The sequence below is a fragment of the Pseudomonas baltica genome, assembly GCF_031880315.1.
Classification (GTDB): domain Bacteria; phylum Pseudomonadota; class Gammaproteobacteria; order Pseudomonadales; family Pseudomonadaceae; genus Aquipseudomonas.
Genome location: NZ_CP134771.1, coordinates 2,944,362 through 2,963,164 on the forward strand (window position 1 = coordinate 2,944,362; position 18,803 = coordinate 2,963,164).

General features: G+C 62.3%; 14 protein-coding genes. 11 read left to right on the forward strand and 3 right to left on the reverse strand.

The genetic code is table 11. The features are described 5' to 3' along the window. Positions 1–30: 30 nt before the first annotated feature. Both REH34_RS13170 and REH34_RS13175 read right to left on the reverse strand, forming a co-directional pair. On the reverse strand, positions 31–567 hold the full coding sequence (locus tag REH34_RS13170) for an NUDIX hydrolase (RefSeq protein ID WP_311971858.1): 537 nt from the start codon (positions 565–567) through the stop codon (positions 31–33). A gap of 3 nt (positions 568–570) precedes the next feature. Continuing rightward, positions 571–1,656 carry a DUF2333 family protein gene (locus REH34_RS13175; RefSeq protein ID WP_311971859.1) on the reverse strand — a complete coding sequence of 362 codons (1,086 nt, stop codon included), beginning with the start codon at positions 1,654–1,656 and terminating at the stop codon, positions 571–573. A 304-nt stretch (positions 1,657–1,960) separates the two neighbouring features. Here REH34_RS13175 and REH34_RS13180 point away from each other — a divergent pair, with 304 nt between their 5' ends. The 4 genes from REH34_RS13180 (at position 1,961) to accC (ending at position 7,789) form a co-directional block, all read left to right on the forward strand. Next, a complete protein-coding gene (locus REH34_RS13180) occupies positions 1,961–3,574 on the forward strand; it encodes a PleD family two-component system response regulator (RefSeq protein ID WP_311971860.1) in 1,614 nt (537 codons plus the stop codon). A gap of 106 nt (positions 3,575–3,680) precedes the next feature. Next, the gene (locus tag REH34_RS13185; RefSeq protein ID WP_311972091.1) at positions 3,681–5,465 is read left to right on the forward strand and encodes a protein-disulfide reductase DsbD; all 1,785 of its coding nucleotides are present in this window, start codon (positions 3,681–3,683) and stop codon (positions 5,463–5,465) included. A 472-nt stretch (positions 5,466–5,937) separates the two neighbouring features. Further along, positions 5,938–6,393 (forward strand): acetyl-CoA carboxylase biotin carboxyl carrier protein, encoded by a 456-nt coding sequence (gene accB / locus REH34_RS13190; protein WP_311971861.1) that lies wholly within the window; start codon positions 5,938–5,940, stop codon positions 6,391–6,393. Between the two features lie 49 nt (positions 6,394–6,442). Continuing rightward, positions 6,443–7,789, forward strand: a complete 1,347-nt coding sequence (gene accC, locus REH34_RS13195; RefSeq protein ID WP_226505614.1) for an acetyl-CoA carboxylase biotin carboxylase subunit — start codon at positions 6,443–6,445, stop codon at positions 7,787–7,789. Positions 7,790–7,862: 73 nt separating this feature from the next. On the opposite strand, the gene REH34_RS13200 is transcribed toward accC, so the two are convergent. Beyond that, positions 7,863–8,714, reverse strand: a complete 852-nt coding sequence (locus REH34_RS13200) for an RHS repeat-associated core domain-containing protein (RefSeq protein ID WP_311971862.1) — start codon at positions 8,712–8,714, stop codon at positions 7,863–7,865. Between the two features lie 172 nt (positions 8,715–8,886). On the opposite strand from REH34_RS13200, the gene prmA reads away from it, so the two are divergent. The 7 genes from prmA to REH34_RS13235 all read left to right on the forward strand — a co-directional run bounded on the left by prmA (position 8,887) and on the right by REH34_RS13235 (position 18,803). Then, the gene (gene prmA, locus REH34_RS13205) at positions 8,887–9,765 is read left to right on the forward strand and encodes a 50S ribosomal protein L11 methyltransferase (protein WP_226505612.1); all 879 of its coding nucleotides are present in this window, start codon (positions 8,887–8,889) and stop codon (positions 9,763–9,765) included. Positions 9,766–9,823: 58 nt separating this feature from the next. Next, positions 9,824–11,254: a DUF3426 domain-containing protein gene (locus REH34_RS13210; protein ID WP_311971863.1), complete on the forward strand. Its 1,431-nt coding sequence runs from the start codon at positions 9,824–9,826 to the stop codon at positions 11,252–11,254. A 144-nt stretch (positions 11,255–11,398) separates the two neighbouring features. Then, positions 11,399–12,412 (forward strand): tRNA dihydrouridine synthase DusB, encoded by a 1,014-nt coding sequence (gene dusB / locus REH34_RS13215; protein WP_226505610.1) that lies wholly within the window; start codon positions 11,399–11,401, stop codon positions 12,410–12,412. After that, on the forward strand, positions 12,409–12,729 hold the full coding sequence (fis, locus tag REH34_RS13220) for a DNA-binding transcriptional regulator Fis (RefSeq protein WP_008368706.1): 321 nt from the start codon (positions 12,409–12,411) through the stop codon (positions 12,727–12,729). Before dusB ends, fis begins: the two co-directional genes overlap by 4 nt. Positions 12,730–12,810: 81 nt before the next feature. After that, positions 12,811–14,418, forward strand: a complete 1,608-nt coding sequence (purH, locus tag REH34_RS13225) for a bifunctional phosphoribosylaminoimidazolecarboxamide formyltransferase/IMP cyclohydrolase (protein WP_226505609.1) — start codon at positions 12,811–12,813, stop codon at positions 14,416–14,418. A gap of 173 nt (positions 14,419–14,591) precedes the next feature. After that, positions 14,592–15,887 carry a phosphoribosylamine--glycine ligase gene (purD, locus tag REH34_RS13230; protein WP_226505608.1) on the forward strand — a complete coding sequence of 432 codons (1,296 nt, stop codon included), beginning with the start codon at positions 14,592–14,594 and terminating at the stop codon, positions 15,885–15,887. 141 nt (positions 15,888–16,028) lie between these two features. Continuing rightward, a complete protein-coding gene (locus REH34_RS13235; RefSeq protein ID WP_311971864.1) occupies positions 16,029–18,803 on the forward strand; it encodes a response regulator in 2,775 nt (924 codons plus the stop codon).

The following is an 18,803-nucleotide window of genomic DNA, read 5'->3' on the forward strand; positions in this document are numbered from 1 at the left end:
CGCAGCTCGCAGGGAGCGGTACGGAGGCGCCTAGCGCCGATCCGCCAATACCCGGTGCAGGGCCGCAATCGAATCCGGGCAGTAATCCATGATCTCGCTCTCGGCCAGCGCTTGCTCCACCGGCACAAATCGGGCTTCCAGCACTTCTTCGGGCTGCAAGCGCAACGGGCCGTCCCATACGGCGGAAAACACCGCGCACCAGAGTCGATTGCCACGCTGATCGAACAGAAAGTGCTCGTGAGCCGTGAGCGCCACGCCACCAACGCCCAGCTCTTCCTCAAGCTCGCGTGCCGCTGACTCAGCGTAGCTCTCGTCACCCTGGACCATGCCGCCAGCCGCCACATCCCAGTAGCCCGGGTAGATAGCCTTGCTCAACGTGCGCCGATGCACGCACAACTCGCCAGCGGAATTGAACAACAGGATAAAGGTACCGCGGCCAATCAGGCCGCGCTCGCGCAACTGCGCGCGCTCGAGCACGCCTTGAAGCTGGTCGTGCTCGTCGACCCAGGCTACCAGCTCGGCATCGGAGGCGGCCCGGTGGGCGGCCTCCCGTTCGCAGACAACCACGGGTCAGCCCTGCGACAGCAGTTGGCGCAGATCGATGACTGCGGCGTTGGCGCGGGAAATATAGTTGGCCATGACCAGCGAGTGGTTGGCGAGGACCCCAAAACCACTGCCGTTGAGGATCATCGGGCTCCATACCGGCTCTTGAGAGGCCTCCAGCTCGCGGATGATCTGACGTACGCTGACCGTGGCGTTCTTCTTGGCCAGCACGTCGGCGAAGTCGACCTCAACCGCTCGCAGCAGATGGGACAACGCCCAGGCCTGACCGCGGGCCTCATAGAACACGTTGTCGATCTGCAGCCACGGCGTCTCTTCCACCGACTCGTCGACCTGCGGCACTTCGCCCGGTGCCAGCTGCACATCGGTCTTCAACGGCCGGTTGAGCTTGACCCGACCAACGCTGGCCGACAGGCGCTGGGACAACGAACCCAGGCGCGTTCCAACATCCCCCAGCCAGTTGTTGAGGTTGTCGGCACGGGCATAGAACAGCGCGTTCTTCTGCGCCGGATCGGATAGACGTGCCTGATAACGGCTCAGAGAGTTGATGCCCTGCTGGAATTCCGACTCGCTCGATGGCCACAACCAGCTGCGGTTGTCGAAGTTGAAGCGCGGCTCGGCCTGGGCCAGATCCGGATCTTCAGCCGACTGCGATTGCGAGCGGGCGAAATCCTTGCGCATCGCCCGGCTCATGTCGCGCACCTGGACCAGCACGCCAAATTCCCAGCTCGGAATATTGTCGAGCCACAGGCCCGGCGGAAAGCGGTCGTTGGACAGGTAACCACCCGGCTTGTTGAGCAAAGTGCCGGCGACCTCCTTGAGGGTTTCGACCGTGGTGTAACCCACCACCATCTGCCGGCCGTCACGCTGAGCGGCGGCCTGGGCGTCCTGCTGGACAGGAAACAAAGCGGGTTCCTGGCTCCAGTACCAGCCCAGCAGGCCGGTGACGATCAGGTACACCGCCACCACCGACAGCAGGGCGCGGCTCAGAAACAGGGTTTTCCAGTACCCGCCACGCCCGCCACGAGAGATGCCTGGCGTGCCAGCGCTGCTGCGCGCCTCGGCTTTGTCCGTGCGGTTTTTCCAGTCCAGCATCGTTTTTATCCTTTCAATCGCCGAGTTCATGGGGTTCGACCGCCATGTACCCGCAGGGTGCCTTAGCGCAGCAAACATTGTTGCGCTCGCTGCGACGCTCAGGCCATGCAGGCGCGACAGCCGTACCACAGCAATCCTGCACTATAAATCAAGCAGGCCACCGGGCATAACCGACCGGGCAGTCATAAATTCAATAATTAAAATCCAGTTACAAAGTGACGTATGACACGGAATGCATTCCCGAGAACTGCTAGCATAGAGCCACTACTCCAATTCGTTCGTTCATCCAGATACGCAGTCGGCCATGAAAGAACCTGTCGAACCCAATCGCGATCGGCTCAAGCAGCTTTTTGCGCAACGAGTCATTCATCAGGCCCGTCAGATCCTCGAGATCTGGCAGCGTCTGCAGCTGGGCGGATGGTCAAGCAGCGGTCAACTCGAACTGCGCGATGCGAGCCTGCGCCTGCAGCGCTTCGGCGAACGCTTCGAACAACCGGAGCACATTGTCCTCGCCCAAGGTATCCGCAACTGCCTGGACGCGGTCGATGCCAATAGCGGCCGCCTCAACAGCGAGTTGATCAGTGAGCTCAACCAGCTGATGCAACGGCTTTCACGCACCGGCCTGCGCCATGGCGACAAACTCGACGAAACGCCATTGCCGCCCCTGCGCAAGCCGCTGTTCGTGCTGCTCGAAGATGCCGAGCGCGCCGAGCGTTTGGCGCGCCAATTGGAGTTCTTCGGGCTCAGTGCCCAGGCGTTGCCGACACCGACGGTGTTCTTGGCGACCATGGCCGAGCGCCTGCCGTCGGCGATCGTCATGGACGTCGATTTCGGCGGCACCGGCCGCGGCCTGCAACTGGCTGCGCAAGTCCAGCAGGGCCTGGAAAACAAACTGCCGCTGCTGTTTTTCAGTCTGCACGAAACCGACACGCCCACCCGCCTGGCCGCCGTCCGTGCCGGTGGTCAGGAGTTCCTGACCGGGGCGCTGGAAGCCTCGAGCCTGCTGGAGAAAATCGAGACCCTGACCTCGGTAGCGCAGTACGATCCCTATAAAGTGCTGATCATCGACGACTCGCGGGCCCAGGCCATGCACACCGAGCGCCTGCTCAACGGTGCCGGCATCGTCACTCGCACCCTGACCGAGCCGATCCAGACCATGGCCGAGCTGGCGGACTTCCAGCCCGATTTGATCATCCTCGACATGTACATGCCCACCTGCACCGGCACCGAGCTGGCCAAGGTCATTCGCCACAACGATCGCTATGTCAGCGTGCCGATCATTTACCTGTCGGCCGAAGACGATCTGGATAAACAGCTGGACGCCATGAGCGAGGGCGGTGACGACTTCCTCACCAAGCCGATCCGCTCGCGGCACCTGATTACCACGGTGCGCAACCGTGCCGCCCGCGCGCGCCATCTCAAGGCGCGGATGGTGCGCGACAGCCTGACCGGGCTCTATAACCACACGCATATCCTGCAGTTGCTCGAAGACTGCAGTTTCCGGGCGGTGCGCGAAAGCAAGCCGTTGAGCTTCGCCATGCTTGATATCGACCACTTCAAGAAGGTCAACGACAGCCACGGCCACCCCATGGGCGACCGAGTGATCAAGAGCCTGGCGCTGTTCCTCAAGCAGCGCTTGCGCAAGACCGATTTCATCGGCCGTTATGGCGGCGAGGAATTCGCCATCGTCATGCCCGACACCGATCTCGAAGCCGCCTGCGGTGTACTCGACGAAATCCGCGAGCGCTTTGCCGAAATCCATTACCCGGCGCAGCCTCAGGACCTCTCATGCACCTTCAGCGCCGGGGTGGTGCAGTTCAATGAGCGCCTCGACAGCCTGATGATGGCGGCCATGGCCGATGAGGCGTTGTACAGCGCCAAGCGAGCCGGTCGCAATCGGGTGATGCGAGCGGTTTGAGCGCCTCCTCGGCACATCAGGTTACATACCGATGAAGCTAAGTTAACAGCCACATAATCCCCGGATCGATATGATGGGCGCCTTACTGCTTTGCGAGAACGCCATCATGCGCCGCCTGTTTTTCCTGCTGCTTTTCGCCTTTGCGCTGCCTGTCTTGGGCGCAGGCCTGCTCGACAGCCGCCCGACCTCGGTACTTGGTGCCTCATCGCTGAACAACAGCAGCGACTTTCTACCGGTACGCGAAGCGTTCAAGTTGGAGCTGCGCGAAAGCACGCCAGACCACCTGACGCTGCGCTTCGTCCCCGCCGAAGGCTACTACCTGTACCGCCACCGTATGCAGTTTCGCACCGAACCCGCCGACATCGGCTTGGGCGCGGCGCAGTTGCCGGCCGGTGAAAAAAAGCACGATGAGTATTTCGGCGACGTCGAGGTCTACCACGGCATCATCGATGTCACCCTGCCCCGCCCCGAGAGCGCGCAACGCCCGTTCACCCTGGTGGTGACCTACCAGGGCTGCGCCGATAAAGGCCTGTGCTATCCACCAGAAACCGAGCGGTTGAGCATCGATGGCCACAGCGCTGCTGCCGACGCGCCGGCCATTGCCAGTGATGTCGCAGCCCCTGCCACCTCAGGCTGGAGCTGGCACGAACTGTTGCTGTACCTGCTTGCCGGTATTGGCCTGACGTTCACGCCCTGCGTGCTGCCGATGCTGCCGATCGTTTCCAGTATCGTGTTGCGCGGACAGGTCGGTGGCCTGCGTGGTCTGTCGCTATCACTGGCCTATGCACTGCCAATGGCCGCCTGCTTCGCGCTGCTGGGTGCGTTGATGGGCATGTTTGGCGCCCAGTTCAATCTGCAGGCACGCTTGCAATCGGTCTGGGTATTGGTGCCGTTCGCGTTGATTTTCGCGGTATTCGCCTTGGCGATGTTCGGCACGTTCGATCTCAAGCTGCCTCAGGCGCTGAGCCGTCGCCTGGACCGCATCGCGGGCAATGCGCAAGGCGGTTCGCTATGGGGTGCCGCCGTGCTGGGCGTGGTTTCCAGCCTGCTGGTTTCCCCTTGCGTCTCCGCACCGCTGGCCGGCGCGCTGCTGTACATCAGCGCCAGCGGCGATGCCGTCGGTGGCGCGTTGAAGCTGTTCGCGCTCGGCGTCGGCATGGGCGTGCCGCTAGTGGTGGTCGCCACCGGTGGCGCGGCCTGGCTGCCGAAAAGCGGTGCCTGGATGGTCTCGGTCAAAAATGCGATAGGGGTGCTGCTGCTGGCGGTCGCAGTGGGCATGCTTAGCCGCGTATTGCCCGGGCCTGTCACCCTGTTGCTGGTCGGGCTGCTGGCGGCCGGTGTGGGGCTGTTCCTCGGCGCACTCGAATTCGGCGTCAAGACCACCCGCCAGCGTCTGGCCCAGCTCTGCGGCCTGCTGCTGCTGAGCTACGCCCTGGCCAGCTGGGTGGGTGCCTTTAGCGGCCAAAGCGATCCGTTCCAGCCGCTGGGCAACGGCAGCGCATCCCTGGCCAATGGCGGTGCGGCACAGCCCGCCGCCAGCGGTTGGCAAACCATCACCACGGCAGCCCAGCTGGACAGTGCACTGGCAGCGGCCAAGGCCGCAGGACGTCCGCTGGTGCTGGACTGGTACGCCGACTGGTGCATCAGCTGCAAGGTGATCGAAGCCAAGGTCCTGACCGACCCAAGCGTCGTTGCTGCATTGGCACCGTATGACCGGATACGTTTCGACATGACCGACAGCAATGCCGAGCAACGCGCGATACTGGATCGTTACAAATTGTTTGGCCCTCCCGCCTTCCTGTTTTTCGACGCCCAAGGCCAGGAAACAGTAACGTCGCGTATCGTCGGCGAAATAGATGCGAAAAGTTTTCTCGCCAAAGTACCAGGCTGAATCACTTCCGTGAACGCGCGCTGCAACAGCGCGCAACGGCCTCAAACTGGGGCCGCCAGCCATGCCTGTGACCAAAACCGCCCACATAGTCACGCACTTTGCGCAATCATCGGTCAACGTGCTGGCTATTGTGCTTAACTGGACAGTTGCCAGTGCTTTGCGGCATAGTCGCCGCGCACGACACAGACGGACATGAAATGGGACAGCCAATGGCGCTTTTAGCCGCTAGGCACTGGCAGTTTTGCACTGCCCGGCACTCAGGGACGTGACGCGTCGCGATTGCTGAGCATCCCACTCTTCGATGTGCTTTTTTTCAACCGTGTGCACATACACCGATTTCCGCTGTCACGGCCACGGCCTTCGCAGGCTGCACCGTGATCCGCGCCCCAGGCGCCAGCCATGCCGCTGGCACGCCGGGACGCCGAGGCAGAACACACCACGCCCCTGACCGACCCTTGGGAGTTGATGATTGATGGATATTCGTAAAGTCAAAAAATTGATCGAGCTGCTGGAAGAATCCGGCATCGACGAGCTGGAAATCAAGGAAGGCGAAGAATCCGTACGGATCAGCCGCCACAGCAAGACCCCTGCCCAGCAGTACTACGCACCAGCACCGATGCCTGCGCCTGCCGCTGCCCCGGTTGCCGCTGCCGCTCCGGTCGCCGCTGAAGCACCTGCCGCGCCAAAATTGAACGGCACCGTCGCTCGCTCGCCAATGGTTGGTACCTTCTACCGCAAATCTTCGCCTGCCGCGCCAGCCTTCGCTGAAGTCGGCCAGACCGTGAAGAAAGGCGACACCCTGTGCATCGTCGAAGCGATGAAGATGATGAACCACATCGAAGCTGAAACCAGCGGTGTGATCGAATCGATCCTCGTGGAAGACGGCCAGCCGGTTGAATACGACCAGCCTCTCTTCACCATCGTTTGACCCATGCTGCTGCGCCTCAATGGCGTAGCTCCATAAGGAGAAGGCAGCAATGCTGGAAAAAGTACTGATCGCCAACCGCGGTGAGATCGCTCTGCGAATCCTGCGTGCGTGCAAAGAGCTGGGCATCAAGACCGTCGCCGTCTACTCCAAGGCCGACAAGGAACTGATGCACCTGGGCCTGGCCGACGAGTCCGTATGCATCGGCCCGGCGCCGGCCAATCTGTCGTACCTGCACATCCCGGCCATTATCGCGGCTGCCGAAGTCACCGGCGCCACGGCCATCCACCCAGGCTACGGCTTCCTCGCGGAAAACGCCGACTTCGCCGAACAGGTGGAAAAATCCGGCTTCGCGTTCATTGGCCCGAAAGCCGACACCATTCGCCTGATGGGCGACAAGGTGTCGGCCAAGCACGCGATGATCGCTGCCGGCGTGCCAACCGTTCCGGGCTCCGACGGCCCACTGCCTGAAGACGAAGAAACCGCCCTGCGCATCGGCCGTGAAGTCGGCTACCCGGTGATCATCAAGGCCGCTGGCGGCGGCGGTGGTCGCGGCATGCGCGTGGTACACAAGGAAGAAGACCTGATCGCCTCGGCCATCCTGACTCGCACCGAAGCCGGTGCCGCGTTCGGCAACCCGATGGTCTATCTGGAAAAATTCCTGACCAACCCGCGTCACGTCGAAGTGCAAGTGCTGTCCGACGGCCAAGGCCAGGCGATCCACCTGGGTGACCGCGACTGCTCGCTGCAGCGCCGCCACCAGAAGGTCCTGGAAGAAGCGCCGGCACCAGGCATCGACGAAACCGCACGCCAGGAAGTCTTCGCCCGCTGCGTCAAGGCGTGCATCGACATCGGCTACCGCGGCGCCGGTACCTTCGAGTTCCTGTACGAAGACGGTCGGTTCTATTTCATCGAAATGAACACCCGCGTCCAGGTCGAGCACCCGGTTTCGGAAATGGTCACCGGTATCGACATCGTCAAGGAGATGCTCAGCATCGCCGCTGGCAACAAGCTGTCGTACACCCAGGACGACGTCGTCATCCGCGGTCACTCGCTGGAGTGCCGGATCAACGCCGAAGACCCACGCACCTTCATCCCGAGCCCAGGCACGGTCAAGCATTTCCACGCCCCAGGCGGCAACGGCGTACGCGTCGACTCGCACCTGTACAGTGGCTATGCGGTCCCGCCGAACTACGACTCGCTGATCGGCAAGCTGATCACCTACGGCAAAGACCGTGACGAAGCCATGGCGCGCATGCGCAATGCGCTGGACGAGATCGTGGTCGACGGCATCAAGACCAACATCCCGCTGCACCGGGATCTGGTTCGCGACAAAGGCTTCTGCGAGGGTGGTGTGAACATTCACTACCTGGAGCACAAGCTGGCTAGCGAGAAGTGATTCTGTAGCGGAGGCGGCTTGCCCCCGATAGCTGCAACGCAGGACAAGAACCGGCCAGAGATGGCCGGTTTTTTTATAGGTACTCGGCGCGAATGTTCCGCATATTTGTTGGCAAGGTGCCCATGCGACGAAGCTCCTCGAACAATATACGGCGAGAAAAACGGGTATCGCTCACGAACATCCTTTTTTGCTCCGTCGCACTCTGCAGCGCAAGCCCGCTTCTGTAGTCATAACCAGGGAACATACCTGCCAAGCTAGTCTCGACCTGCGCTTGCCTGGCCAGCAACTCCTTCTTATCCAAAGGCTTCAATTTTGGGACATTCAAATCAAAATCTATTGCCAATAGCTCTGCGCGCCTAGGCGTCCACCCCTCAGTACTGTTCAAAGCTCTCATCACGTCACCGCTGCGATACGGCATCTCAGGCTTTGCTGCTCCTCCCACGAAAGCAAATCCCTCGCCTGCAAACGATGAGACTTTTTTGAGGCCACTTGCGCTGGACCCGCGACCTCGACTCAGGGCGCTTGAAAAATCAGGCAGGCCGCCCCAAAAACGCCTGAGAAAGTTACCCGCACCATCGAATGAGCTCAGCAACGGCTTAACCGGAATATGGCCGGTAGGGTCAATAGCATTCAAGGGATCACTATGGCAGTACACATAAGCATTCATCCCTCCTTGATCGAACGGGCTCAATGAGTCTGGGCTCACAAACCGACCCAGAACCGACGAATACAGCCGATATCCATTTCCTAGCAAATACCCGCCGTGCAACTCCTTGAATCTCCCGTTGAACGCTATTCGACTGCCGTTATCATGAGCGCACCAACCAAAACAGCTATAAGCAAGCGACAGTCCAGCACTATTGGATAGCACCGACTGCCGACTATCGCACTGCAACAAATACCGCCGACCAATCCTGGGTTTCATGTCCGTGACGCTCTGGCATATGGGGATAAATCATCCTGCACATCTGCCCCCTCGCGGGGTACTCACAAATCTGACAGCTTGACAATGACCCTGCCGACAACAAGCCCTACTCGCTACACACCCCGCGCTCGCGTAAACTCCGCGCTTTGCTCTTAGATCAAAGGTACCCGCCATGCCCTGGCTGCAAGTCCGTCTGGCCATCAGCCCAGCACAAGCCGAAACCTATGAAGATGCCCTGCTGGAAGTTGGCGCGGTGTCGGTCACCTTCATGGATGCCGAGGACCAGCCGATCTTCGAGCCAGAGCTCAATACCACGCCGCTGTGGACCCACACCCATCTGCTCGCGCTGTTCGAGGCCGATACCGATGCGCAGGCTGTGTTCGCCCACCTGCAACTGCTGACCGACGCCCAACTGCCCGAGCATCACGCCGAGGTGATCGAGGATCAGGACTGGGAACGCAGCTGGATGGACAACTTCCACCCGATCCGTTTCGGCCAGCGCCTGTGGATCGTCCCGAGCTGGCTCGACGCCCCCGAGCCTGACGCGGTGAACCTGCTGCTCGACCCGGGCCTGGCGTTCGGCACTGGCACCCATCCAACTACCGCACTGTGCCTGGAATGGCTCGATGGCCAGCCGCTGCAGGATTGCGAAGTACTGGATTTCGGCTGCGGCTCGGGCATCCTGGCCATCGCCGCGCTGTTGCTGGGGGCCAAGCATGCGGTCGGTACCGACATCGATGTGCAGGCCCTCGAAGCCTCCCGTGACAACGCCGGGCGCAACGGCATTGCCGAGGACTCTTTCCCGCTGTACCTGCCTGAAGACCTGCCGGCCCAACAAGCCGACGTGCTGGTCGCCAACATCCTCGCCGGACCATTGGTCAGCCTCGCACCGCAGCTGTCGACCCTGGTCAAATCCGGTGGCCGCCTCGCATTGTCGGGCATCCTGGCCGAGCAGGGCGAAGAAGTCGCCGCCGCCTATGCTGCGGATTTCGACCTCGATCCGATCGCCAACCGTGATGGCTGGGTACGCATCAGTGGTCGACGCCGCTGAGACCTCTTAAGATATCGCTCGCCACCGCCAGAGCGCCGCTTACCGCCCGGACCCGCGCATGACCGAGAGTTTCGTCACCCAGTGCCCACATTGCCAGACCAGCTTTCGCGTCAGCTATCACCAGCTGAGCGCGGCGCGCGGTGCGGTGCGCTGCGGTTCGTGCCTGCAGGTGTTCAACGCGGCGCGCCAGTTGCTCGAAAAGAGCACCGGGCAATCGGCCGCCGCGTTGTTCGGCGAGACACCTGCGCACTCACCGTTGCCGACGCTCGGCGAAGCGCCTGCGCCTGCGCCTCAAACAGCCGCACAGCCACCGGTACTGCCACAAGCGCCCGAAGCGCCCGCCTACCGCCGTGTCGAACCCATCAGCCAGCGGCGCTGGGCCGCCGCTGCTGAAATTGACCTCGAACACCTCGACCTCGACAACGAACTGGCCCGCCTGGAGCAGCGCTTCACGCCAAGCACCGGCAACGCCGAGCATCCGGGGCCGGGGCGCGAAGACCAGCTCAGTGCCCGCCGTGATGAGCCAGAGGCTGTCGACCACGACTTCGATGATGATGACTCGCTGACCGAGCCGCGGCTTGGTGAGCACCAGGGCATTTCACAGGGGCGGCAAGAACTTCGCGCGCAGAGCCCACTCCCACCGGAGCGGCTGCGCGCCGAGCGAGACGCAGAGCCCGCCGTCTACCATTACCTGGCAGAAGACGCGCACACCCCCGCGCCACTGGTCGACGAGCACTTCGCACCCGCTACCCAGCCAGACGCCCGCGCCGAGCCGTCCCTGACCCGTCTGGAGGACGAGTTCGACGAACACGACCGCCGTGCGCCCCACCACGAACGACGCCAGCGCCGCTCGGCCATCGAAGCTGCCGACGAAAGCCTGCGCCGGGTCGACGCCACGCCGCTCAAGCCCGCCAAGGCCCGCCGGGCCGAACCACGGATGCGCGACGCCGACCTGCCGGATTTGTCCGAAGACCCTCTCGAACTGCAATGGCAGAAATCCCAGAGCTCATGGGGCAAGCGTCTGCTCTGGAGCTTGCTGGCATTGATTGCGGCACTGACACTGGCCGGCCAGTACGTGGCCTACCACTTCGACGAACTGGCTCGCCAGGACGCCTATCGCCCCTGGTTCCAGCAGTTCTGCCCCGTCGTGGGCTGCGAGGTACCGTCCAAGGTCGATATTGCCCTGATCAAGAGCAGCAATCTGGTGGTGCGCAGCCATCCGCAGTTCAGCGGCGCGCTGATCGTCGACGCGATCATCTATAACCGCGCGCCCTTCTCCCAGCCGTTTCCGCTGCTGGAACTGCGTTTTGCCGACCTCGACGGCAAGCTGATCGCCAGCCGTCGCTTCAAGCCCAGCGAATACCTCAGCGGCGACCTGGCGGGCCAGACCGACATGCCGCCGCAAACACCGATCCACATCGCCCTCGACATCCTCGACCCAGGCAGCAAGGCGGTGAACTACAGCTTGAGCTTCCAGTCGCCGGAATAGCCCGCACACCCTCAAACGGCTTGGCATTCGCGAACAACTGTTCAGATTTTATCCAAATCGATCTTTATCCAGTCATCGAGAGCGGGTATTATGCCAACCCTTTTTCGAACTCTCCTGATCCTGCCCCACAACAGGGAAGACCCAATGTCGGCGGTACGCATCGGCCCTTATACAGTCAGCAATGGTTTGATCCTGGCCCCCATGGCCGGGGTCACGGACCAGCCCTTTCGTCAGCTTTGCCGACGACTGGGTGCAGGCCTGGTGGTTTCGGAAATGGTCAGCAGTGACATGAGCCTGTGGAACACCCGCAAGTCGCGTCTGCGCATGATCCACGATGGCGATCCCGAGCCCCGCTCGGTACAGATCGCCGGTGGCGATGCGCAGATGCTGGCCGCGGCGGCCCGGGCCAACGTCGAGCTGGGTGCGCAGATCATCGATATCAATATGGGTTGCCCAGCCAAGAAGGTGTGCAACAAGGCGGCGGGTTCTGCGCTGCTCAAGGACGAAGCCCTGGTAGAGGAGATTCTCCAGGCGGTGGTTGCCGCGGTGGATGTACCGGTGACCTTGAAAATTCGCACGGGCTGGGACCGGGACAACAAGAACGGCCTCACCGTGGCAAGAATCGCCGAACAGGCGGGTATTACCGCGCTGGCCGTGCATGGCCGCACTCGCGCCGACCTGTACACCGGGGAGGCCGAGTACGACACCATCGCAGCGATCAAGCAGGCCGTGTCGATCCCGGTATTCGCCAATGGCGACATCGATTCGCCAGAAAAAGCCCGTCACGTGCTGCAAGCGACCGGTGCCGACGGTGTATTGATCGGCCGGGCGGCGCAGGGCCGGCCATGGATTTTTCGAGAAATAGAGCACTACCTGCGTACGGGTGAAAAACTGCCGGCGCCGCAACTGAGTGAAGTGGAATGCATCCTGCTAGAGCACCTGGCCGCGCTGCATGAGTTTTACGGCGACGTGATGGGCGTGCGTATCGCGCGCAAGCACGTTGGCTGGTACCTGGCCACCCTGCCGGGCGCCCGCGAGTTCCGTAGCCGCTTCAACACGCTGGACGATACGGCGGCACAAAGGGCCAATGTTCGCGCGTTTTTCAGCGAACATCACGAGAGCCTGGCAACAAAGGACGGAAATGGGGTGGCCGCATGACCATGATGACCGAGACATTAGTGAGTGGAACAACACCCGTGAGCGACAACGTCAATTTGAAACAGCACCTCAACACGCCTAGCGAAGAGGGTCAGACCCTTCGCGGCAGTGTCGAGAAGGCGCTGCACAATTATTTCGCGCACCTAGAAGGCGCAGCCGTCACGGATGTGTACAACCTCGTGCTCTCCGAAGTCGAAGCCCCGTTGCTCGAAAGCGTGATGAACTACGTCAAGGGCAACCAGACCAAAGCCAGCGAAATGCTCGGCCTCAATCGTGGCACCCTGCGCAAGAAGCTCAAACAGTACGATCTGCTTTAAGCATGCATTCAAACCAGAAAAGGCGACTCGTGATGAGCTCGCCTTTTTTGCTGACTTTCCCTGCTTTAAATGGAAACTGAAATGACCGACCAGACCACCCGACTGCCGATCCGCCGCGCCTTGATCAGCGTTTCCGACAAGACCGGGATTCTCGAGTTCGCCCGCGAGCTCGAAAGCCTCGGCGTCGAGATCCTGTCGACCGGCGGCACCTTCAAACTGCTGCGCGACAATGGCGTCGCCGCAGTCGAAGTGGCGGACTACACCGGCTTCGCGGAAATGATGGACGGCCGGGTGAAGACCCTGCACCCGAAAATCCACGGCGGCATCCTTGGCCGTCGCGGCATCGACGACGCCATCATGAGCGAGCACGGCATCAAGCCGATCGATCTGGTAGCGGTCAACCTGTACCCCTTCGAAGCGACCATTTCCAAGCCGGGCTGCGACCTGCCGACCGCCATCGAGAACATCGACATCGGCGGCCCGACCATGGTCCGCTCGGCCGCCAAGAACCACAAAGACGTGGCCATCGTGGTCAACGCCAGCGACTACGCCAACGTCCTGACCAGCCTCAAGGCCGGCGGCCTGACCTACGCGCAGCGCTTCGACCTGATGCTCAAGGCCTTCGAACACACTGCCGCCTATGACGGCATGATCGCCAACTACATGGGCACCGTGAACCAGGCCGCCGAAACCCTGAGCACAGAAGGCCGCAGCGAATTCCCGCGCACCTTCAACAGCCAGTTCGTCAAGGCCCAGGAAATGCGCTACGGCGAGAACCCGCACCAGAGCGCGGCGTTCTACGTTGAAGCCAAGCCAGCCGAAGTCGGCATCGCCACCGCTACCCAGCTGCAGGGCAAGGAATTGTCCTACAACAACGTCGCCGATACCGACGCTGCGCTGGAGTGCGTGAAGAGCTTCGTCAAGCCGGCCTGCGTGATCGTCAAGCACGCCAACCCGTGCGGCGTGGCAGTCTGCCCGGATGCCGAAGGCGGTATCCGCCAGGCCTACGAGCTGGCGTACGCCACCGACACCGAGTCGGCTTTCGGCGGCATCATCGCCTTTAACCGCGAGCTGGACGCCGAGACCGCCAAGGCCATCGTCGAGCGCCAGTTCGTCGAAGTGATCATCGCCCCGAGCGTCAGCGAAGCGGCCCGCGCGGTGATCGCCGCCAAAGCCAACGTGCGCCTGCTGGTGTGCGGTGATTGGGCACAGGATCGCGCCGCTGCCTGGGATTACAAACGCGTCAACGGCGGCCTGCTGGTGCAGAGCCGTGACATCGGCATGATCGGCGCCGACGACTTGAAGATCGTCACTCAGCGCGCCCCGTCCGAGACCGAAATCCACGACCTGATCTTCGCCTGGAAAGTGGCCAAGTACGTCAAGTCCAACGCCATCGTCTACGCCAAGAACCGCCAGACCATCGGTGTTGGCGCTGGCCAGATGAGCCGCGTCAACTCCGCACGCATCGCCGCCATCAAGGCCGAGCACGCCGGCTTGCAGGTACAGGGTGCGGTGATGGCCTCGGACGCGTTCTTCCCGTTCCGCGACGGTATCGATAACGCGGCTAAAGTGGGTATCACTGCGGTGATCCAGCCGGGCGGTTCGATGCGTGACGCCGAAGTGATTGCCGCGGCCGACGAAGCCGGCATCGCGATGGTGTTCACCGGTATGCGCCACTTCCGCCACTAAAAGCGGCTTCACGCTGTAAGTTTCAAGCTGCAAGTGGAGGCAGAGCGGTGTTGGTCCTGCTTCCAGTTGCAGCTCCCACATTCATGGCCATGAGCTGCAATCAAGAGCACCCCATTCGCTTTTACTTGCAGCTTGTAGCTTGCAGCTTTCAACTACCTCCGAAGGAGCGTGCTTTGAACGTATTGATCATCGGCAGCGGCGGACGTGAACACGCCCTGGCCTGGAAAGTCGCTCAGGACCCCCGCGTCGAAAAAGTCTTCGTCGCCCCCGGCAACGCCGGTACCGCCATCGAAGCGAAATGCGAAAACGTCGCCATCGACGTGCTCGCGCTGGAACAGCTGGCCGATTTTGCCGAGAAAAATGTCTCGCTGACCATCGTCGGCCCGGAAGTACCGCTGGTGGCTGGCGTCGTCGACCTGTTCCGCAGCCGCGGCCTGGACTGCTTCGGTCCGACTGCCGGTGCCGCGCAACTGGAAGGTTCGAAAGCCTTTACCAAGGATTTCCTGGCGCGCCACAAGATCCCCACCGCCGACTATCAGAACTTCACCGAAATCGAGCCGGCGCTGGCGTACCTGCGTGAAAAAGGCGCACCGATCGTCATCAAGGCCGACGGCCTGGCGGCCGGTAAAGGCGTGATCGTCGCCATGACCCTGACTGAAGCCGAAGATGCCGTGCGCGACATGCTCGCCGGCAACGCCTTCGGTGACGCCGGTTCGCGGGTGGTCATCGAAGAGTTCCTCGATGGCGAAGAAGCCAGCTTTATCGTCATGGTCGACGGCAAGAACGTCCTGCCCATGGCCACCAGCCAGGATCACAAGCGCGTCGGCAACGGCGACAGCGGCCCGAACACCGGCGGCATGGGCGCTTACTCCCCGGCGCCAGTGGTGACCGCCGACGTCCACCAGCGGGTCATGGACCTGGTGATCTGGCCGACCGTGCGCGGCATGGCCGATGAAGGCAACGTCTACACCGGTTTCCTCTATGCAGGCTTGATGATCGACAAAGCCGGTAACCCCAAGGTCATCGAGTTCAACTGCCGCTTTGGCGACCCGGAAACCCAACCGGTCATGCTGCGCCTGCAGTCGAGCCTGGTATTGCTGGTCGAGGCTGCACTGGCGCAAGCGCTGGACAAAGTCGAAGCGCAGTGGGACCCGCGCCCAAGCCTGGGCGTGGTACTGGCCGCAGGCGGCTACCCGGGCGATTACGCCAAGGGCGCCGCGATCACCGGCCTGGAGGCTGCCGCCAGTCTGGAAGGCAAAGTATTCCACGCCGGCACCGCATTGGTTGACGGCCAGGTGGTGACCGCTGGCGGTCGCGTGCTCTGTGCCACGGCGCTGGGCCGCAGCGTGGCTGATGCTCAGGCGCAAGCCTATGAATTGGCAGACAAAATCGATTGGGCTGGATGCTTCTATCGTGACGACATCGGCTACCGGGCAATTGCTCGCGAGCGTGGCGAAGATTCGCTGTAAACTCCTGACGCGGCTCAGGGCGCGCGCTCACCCGCTCGCGCCCTGCGCCACGGCACCGGCCAGGCGCTATAGTGCACTTGCCATGCGCTTGAAGCGCCGCGCATAGTTACAAAAGGCATTTACTCACGAAGGGATTTCGCCGTGCGCAGGCCCAGGAACGCCATTACTCTCATCGTCAGCTTGCTGGCCATGCTCTGCCTCTGCTCGGTGCATGCCGAACAGAGCAGCGGCTGGTCGGTATTGCTCGATGGGCAGGCTAACCTGCAGTTAAGCGACGTTCGTTCGCAACGCTATCAAAACGAATTCAGCCCCATCGAGTTGCGCGACCTGAACGCCGCGCGGCCCGACGAGGCGTTGTGGTTGCACTACCACCTGGCGCCGGGCAACGATCAGCAATTGCTGCGCATCTATGCCCCGGACCTGAACAAGCTCGACCTCTACGTGCTCGATGGCGATTTTGTGGTCCGCCAGAGCCAGGCTGGCAGTACCCATGCCGCTGGTGACCCGTTCCCCACCAGCACCGACCGCCTGTTAGCCCTGCCGATCAGCCAGAAGCCGCTGGACGTCTATGTGCGCATGGTGTCGGAACATCAGCTCAGGCCCAGCATCACCCTCGAAACAGCGCTGGCCGCAGCCAGCGATCAGCGCGAGCCGATGTTATTCGGCCTGCTGTTCGGCGCACTGTTCATGATCGCGCTGCACAACCTGGTCCGCTACGGCTACGGCCGCTCCAGCTCTTCGTTCTGGCTGGCCGGCAGTCAGTTGATGCTGTTGCTGACCGGCATGCTGCTGATGAATCTGGTCTCGCCAGTGTTGCTCAAATGGAGCCCGGCCCAAACGCCCGCCGCCTACGTCACCATGCTGTTGGCGGTGATCTGCGGGCTGATGTTCACTCAGCGTTTCTTCACTCCGCGCAGCCATCTGTCCCTGACCCGGTTGCTGTACGCGCAAATACTGCTGATTGGCGTGGGCAGCCTGTTGCTGCTGTTCATTGATGCCCTGCCCATGAATCTCATGACCTACGGCTTCGTCGGCATGGGCTCGGTGACCATGCTGTTGATCGCGGGCTGGCACTGGCAAGCGGGCTACCGGCCGGCGCGGCTGTTTACCCTGGCCATGCTGCTGGTCAATCTGGCCATCCTGGTGGTGGTGCCTGCCCTGCTAGGCCTGACGCGCACCCCGACGCAGTGGCTGATCTTCACCCTGGTCGGTTTCGCCGTGATCTCCGGCACCATTCTCAACGTGGCCCTGAGCGAGCGCCTGCGCAGCATCAACGAGGACCGGGTGAGCGCCAGCCGCGAACTCGCCGCCAGCACCGCTGAAATCAACGCCAAGGCCGAATTCCTCGCCTCCCTGAGCCACGAAATCCGTACCCCTATGAATGGCGTGCTGGGCATGACCGAATTGCTCCTGGGCACGCCGCTGTCGGTCAACCAGCGCGATTACGTGCAGACCATTCACAGCGCCGGTAATGAGCTGCTGACCTTGATCAACGAGATCCTCGACATCTCCAAGATCGAATCCGGGCAGATCGAGCTCGACGACGTGCAGTTCGATCTCAATGCGCTGATCGAGGACTGCCTGAACATCTTCCGCGCCAAGGCCGAGCAGCAGAACGTCGAGCTCATCAGCTTTACCCAGCCGCAGGTCCCGCGGGTGATCAGCGGCGACCCGACGCGCCTGCGCCAGGCCCTGCTCAGTTTGCTCGACAACGCGCTGCGCAAGACCGAACAAGGCGAAGTATTGCTGGTGGTGGCGCTCGATCAGCGCGCCGGTCAACCACGTCTGCGCATCGCCGTGCAAGACAGTGGCGAGCCGCTACCCGATGCCGAGCGCGACGCCTTGCTGCACACCGAACTGCGCAGCCAGGACCTGCTGGCCAGCAACACGCTGGGCGGCCACCTAGGGCTGGTGATCGCGCGGCAGTTGATCATGCTCATGCAAGGCGAGTTCGGCATCAAGACCGGCAGCCAACAGGGCAGTACCTTCTGGCTGACGCTGCCGCTGGACCCACTGCGCCTGGAGCAGGCGCCGTCGGATCTGGATGCGTCGCTGCGCGACGCGCGGGTGCTGGTGGTCGACGACAACGACACCTGCCGCAAGGTGCTGGTGCAGCAGTGCAGCGCTTGGGGCCTGAACGTCAGCGCCGTAGCCTCAGGCAAGGAAGCCCTCGCCCTGCTGCGCACCAAGGCGCACCTGCGCGACTACTTCGATGTAGTACTGCTGGACCAGAACATGCCCGGCATGACCGGCATGCAACTGGCCGCCAAGATCAAGGAAGACCCGAGCCTGAACCACGATATCCTGGTGATCATGCTCACCGGTATCAGCAACGCTCCCAGCAAGATCATCGCCCGCAACGCCGGGATCAAACGCATCCTTGCCAAGCCGGTGGCCGGCTATACGCTGCGCACTACCCTGGCCGACGAACTGGCGCAGCGCCACAGCGCGCCGCCGCCCGAATTCGCAACGTACCTGCCGGCAGCACCGGCCCCCGACGTGCCGAACGACTTCCGCATTCTGGTGGCCGAAGACAACACCATTTCCACCAAGGTCATCCGCGGCATGCTCGGCAAGCTCAATCTGCAGCCCGACACCGCCAGCAACGGCGAAGAAGCCCTGCTGGCCATGAAGTCGCAGCGCTACGACCTGGTGCTGATGGATTGCGAGATGCCCATCCTCGACGGCTTCAGCGCCACCGCGCAGCTGCGTGCCTGGGAAATGGGCCATCAACGAGTGCGCACCCCCGTGGTGGCCCTGACCGCGCATATCCTCAGCGAGCACAAGGAACGCGCGCGGCTGGCCGGCATGGATGGCCACATGGCCAAGCCGGTGGAGCTGTCGCAGTTGCGCGAGGTGATCGAGCACTGGGTGGCGCAACGTGATACCCGCCAGGACGAAATCCAGCAAGGCTGA